The following is a 3,839-nucleotide window of genomic DNA, read 5'->3' as shown; positions in this document are numbered from 1 at the left end:
CAGCAGGCGACCATGGAAGGTACGCAGCGAACGACCATCGGTGGTGGTGCCTTCCGGGAACATCAGCAGTGGGTAGGCTTGTTCCAGGTGGCGGGTCATCTGCTTGCGGATCAACTGGCTGTCACCCGAGCCACGGCGGATAAACAGGCTGCCGGCCTTGGCCGCCAACCAGCCGGCTACTGGCCAGGTGCGCACTTCGGCCTTGGACAGGAACGACAGCGGCGTGAGCATGCCCAGCAGCGGGATGTCGGTCCAGGACACGTGGTTGCTGACCCAGAGCATCGGGGCCTTCGGCAGTTCGCCGTGAACGGTCACGTCAAAGGGCAGAGCGTTGCTCAGGCGGGCCATGAAGAACCGCGACCAGCGCTGGCGACGCGCCATCGAATGGGCCAGGCCCAGGCGCTCGAACACCCCGAACACGCTGGCCATGCCCAGGCCCAGCGTCACCACCAACAGCACTCGCGCGATTCGCGCGTACACCCGCAACCGGCTCATTACACAGCCGCCTTGAAGTGTTTGGCGTAGCGCGGGCAGAGTTCGTCGCGCTTGAGCAGGATGAACACGTCGGCGACCTGGAAGTCTTCGTCCCAGCATGGCTCGCCGCAGATCTTCGCGCCCAGGCGCATGTAGGCCTTGAGCAACGGTGGCATTTCGGCAATCACGTTCGACGGGATGTCCAGGTTTGGCAGCGGGTTTTTCGGCTCGGCACGCAGATGTTCGGTGCACAGGTAGCGTTCGCGCAGACGCTGCATGATCGCGTGGGCTTGCACGCCGCCATCCTGCATCGGAATGCTCGCGCAACCCATCAGGTAGCTGTAGCCGCCCTGGTTCAGGACTTCAGCCAGTTCGCCCCAGAGCACGGCGATGGTGCCGCCGTTGCGGTAGGCCGGGTCGACGCAGGTGCGACCGATTTCCAGGATCGGGCCTTGCAGGTGCACCAGGCCGTGGAGGCTGAATTCTTCTTCGCTGTAGAATTTGCCCAGGCTGCTGGCAGCCGTGTGGTCGAGCAAACGGGTGGTCGCCACCAGACGCCCGGTGTTCAAGTCACGCACGCCGATGTGGGCGCAGTGAACGTCGTAGTCATCCATGTCCAGACCCAGTTCCGCGCCTTTCAGCCTGGCGTTGAACTCACCGCTGAACACGTTGAAGCGCAAGGCCTGGGCCTCCTGCAATGCCTCGGCGCCCACCAGGCGTTCGGCTTGCAGGCGGCGTTCGTTGCCGGTGTCGCTGATGCGGGCGATCTGAGTCATGGCGAATCTCCGTGCGGGCTGCTCACCCGTCTTTGGGCTACAGCGAATCGACTTTCTTTGTCTGGCAAAGTCAGGCTATGTAGCCCCGGTGTCATCGCCATTAAGCTTTGGTGATGCTTATATGACAGCCCTCGAGGAGCCTCTTATGCCCTGGCAATCCCTGTTGAACCGCCGTGATCGCTTGCCCGCCAACCCGGATCTGGCTGAAGGTTTCGCGACCTTGTTGCAGCAGTTGGGCACGGTCACACCGTTCGAATTGGCCGTGCTTGGCGGGCGGTTGATGGCGACGCCGGGGCTGGCGTTTCTGGTGGGGTATCAAGCGGCCTTGCGCATGCTCTGGCCGAGTGCGCCGCTGAGCCTCGGCGCGCTGTGCGCCACCGAACAGCGCAGCCTGCGCCCGGCCGACATGCAAACCCGACTGAGCGGTTTGCGCCTGAGCGGACGCAAGGATTTCGTCACCGCCGGCGATGCCGCCGACTGGCTACTGGTGGCGGCGCGCAGCGAGGAGCCTGGCACCGATCCACGCTTGAGCCTGGCGGTGATCCATCGTGGTGAGCCGGGTGTGCGGGTGGAAAAACTGGCGCCGATCCCGTTGATGCCGGACATCAGTCATGGCCGGTTGTTTCTGGATAACGCACTGTGTGAATTGCTCGCCGGGGATGGCTGGGACGCCTACGTCAAACCGTTCCGCACCCTGGAAGACATCTATGTGCTGAGCGCCATGACGGCGTGGTTGTATGGCGTCGGCCAGGAATGTGCTTGGCCGCAAGGCTTGCAACTGCGGTTGCTGGGGTTGTTGGCGGGGTGCGCGGAAACCAGCCGCCAGCCACCGACCCATCCGGCCGGGCATGTGTTGCTTGGCGGGTTGTTTGCACAGTTCGAAGGGCTCAAGGCTGAGGTCAATGAGGCGTTGGCTGGAGGGCCTGTGGAGTGGGCGGTGATGTGGCAGCGGGATCAGGCGGTGATGGAGTTGGCGGCGGGGGCTCGGGGCAAGCGGTTGGCCAAGGCGTTGGCGGAATTTTCGTTGAATTGACTGGCCTCATCGCGGGCAAGCCCGCTCCCACAGGGGGCTCTGGCACACACAAAATCAGTTAGGACACTAAACCTGTGGGAGCGAGCTTGCTCGCGATGGCGGCCTGATTGGCAACATGAACTTCTGAATTGTCATCAAGCTCGACTAGGCTCAGCAAGTTCAATCTCCGAGCCCCCGCCATGTCCAAAGGCTTGTCCCTGATTTTCCTGCTGTTGTTCAGCTTCACGGCCCGGGCCGAAAACTGGCCCGCCGAGCAATGGCCGACCGCCCCGACACCGACCGGTCCGGCGCTTCAGGCCCTGGAGGCCTATGCCTTCCCATCCCGCGATGACACCACTCGCCAGGGCATTCGCACCGATGCCTTGCTGGTGATTCGCGACGGCCAGTTGCTCTACGAACGCTACGCCGGTCCGACGACGGCCGAGACACCGCACCTGATCTGGTCGATCAGTAAAAGCCTGATGGCTACGGTCCTCGGCGTGGCCTATGGCGAAGGCTTGTTCAAGCTCGGCGACCCGGTGGCGAAGTTTTATCCGCCCCTGCATAAACACCCCGACATGACCATGGCCGACCTGCTGCACTGGGCCTCGGGCCTGGACTGGCAGGAAGACTACGAATACGCACCGCTGAAGTCTTCGGTGGTGGCCATGCTCTACACCCGTGGTCGCCACGACATGGCCGCATTTACCGCGGCCCATGATGCTTATGCGGCGCCAGGCCAGACGTTTCGCTACTCCAGCGGCGACAGCAATCTGCTGTCCGCCGCGTTGAAAACCATCGTCGGTCCCGGCCGTTATCCCGACTTTCCGTGGACTGCATTGTTCGAACCGCTGGGCATTCGTCACGCGATCTGGGAGACCGATGCCACGGGCACTTTCGTCGCGTCGTCCTATGCCTACCTCACTGCACGGGACCTGGCCCGGGTCGGTCTGTTGATGGCCCGCGAGGGTCGTTGGGGAGACAAGCAGTTACTGCCCAAGGATTGGGTGGCGTTCAACCGCGAGCCCTTCGCTCACTATCACGCACACGAAGACGATGCCGTCCCCGGCGGCCAATGGTGGCTCAATCGAGCCGTCGAGGGCGCGGCACGAGCCTGGCCCGATGCCCCCGCCGACACATTCGCCGCATTGGGTCATTGGGGGCAGGCAATGTATGTGATCCCCAGCGAACACCTGGTGATCGTCCGCTATGGCGATGACCGCGACGGCAGCTACCGGCACAACCAACTGCTCCAACTCGCGCTCAAGGTCTTTGCCGGGAAGGTGCAGCCATGACCGGTTTCATTCGTCGTCGACCGGCCAGTTCCCTATTGTTGATCCTGCTGATCGCCTTGCTCGGCTGGATCTGGCACGAGCGGGTGGCGCTGTGGGCGTTCCCCGACATCATCAGCGCTTACACCGCCAAGGAATATTGCTCGTGCCGCTATGTGATGGGTAACGACACCGAGTATTGCCACCGCTATGTGAAGCAGTGGCTGCCCGCCAGCGGCTTTACCGATGACGCTGCCGGCAAGCGTGTCACGGTCAGCGGCATGGGCCGCAGCAACAGCGCCGTGT

At 63.1% G+C, this 3,839-nt stretch carries 5 protein-coding genes; 3 read left to right on the top strand and 2 right to left on the bottom strand.

The window, feature by feature from the left end; genetic code table 11:
• The coding region (locus tag ACXRVY_RS19685) for a lysophospholipid acyltransferase family protein (protein ID WP_458238038.1) at positions 1 to 495 on the bottom strand (495 nt) is incomplete at its 3' end.
• Positions 495 to 1,250, bottom strand: a complete 756-nt coding sequence (gene olsB, locus ACXRVY_RS19680; RefSeq protein WP_223463817.1) for an L-ornithine N(alpha)-acyltransferase — start codon at positions 1,248 to 1,250, stop codon at positions 495 to 497. The genes ACXRVY_RS19685 and olsB, both read right to left, overlap by 1 nt.
• A gap of 145 nt (positions 1,251 to 1,395) precedes the next feature.
• On the opposite strand from olsB, the gene ACXRVY_RS19675 reads away from it, so the two are divergent.
• The 3 genes from ACXRVY_RS19675 to ACXRVY_RS19665 all read left to right on the top strand — a co-directional run.
• Positions 1,396 to 2,283: an acyl-CoA dehydrogenase family protein gene (locus tag ACXRVY_RS19675; protein WP_223463818.1), complete on the top strand. Its 888-nt coding sequence runs from the start codon at positions 1,396 to 1,398 to the stop codon at positions 2,281 to 2,283.
• Positions 2,284 to 2,462: 179 nt separating this feature from the next.
• Complete coding sequence (locus ACXRVY_RS19670) at positions 2,463 to 3,557, top strand: serine hydrolase domain-containing protein (RefSeq protein WP_223463819.1); 1,095 nt, start codon at positions 2,463 to 2,465, stop codon at positions 3,555 to 3,557.
• The coding region (locus ACXRVY_RS19665; protein ID WP_458238037.1) for an amidase at positions 3,554 to 3,839 on the top strand (286 nt) is incomplete at its 3' end. The genes ACXRVY_RS19670 and ACXRVY_RS19665, both read left to right, overlap by 4 nt.

The sequence above is a fragment of the Pseudomonas sp. P5_A2_2 genome (assembly GCF_054177685.1).
Note: the sequence above shows the minus strand (reverse complement) of the source record. Positions and strands in the feature narration are given on the sequence as shown.

What these genes read in the sequence shown, in the direction of transcription:
- olsB (WP_223463817.1), bottom strand. Translation starts at nt 1,250, where the DNA reads ATGACTCAGATCGCCCGCATCAGCGACACCGGCAACGAACGCCGCCTG.
- ACXRVY_RS19675 (WP_223463818.1), top strand. Translation starts at nt 1,396, where the DNA reads ATGCCCTGGCAATCCCTGTTGAACCGCCGTGATCGCTTGCCCGCCAAC.
- ACXRVY_RS19670 (WP_223463819.1), top strand. Translation starts at nt 2,463, where the DNA reads ATGTCCAAAGGCTTGTCCCTGATTTTCCTGCTGTTGTTCAGCTTCACG.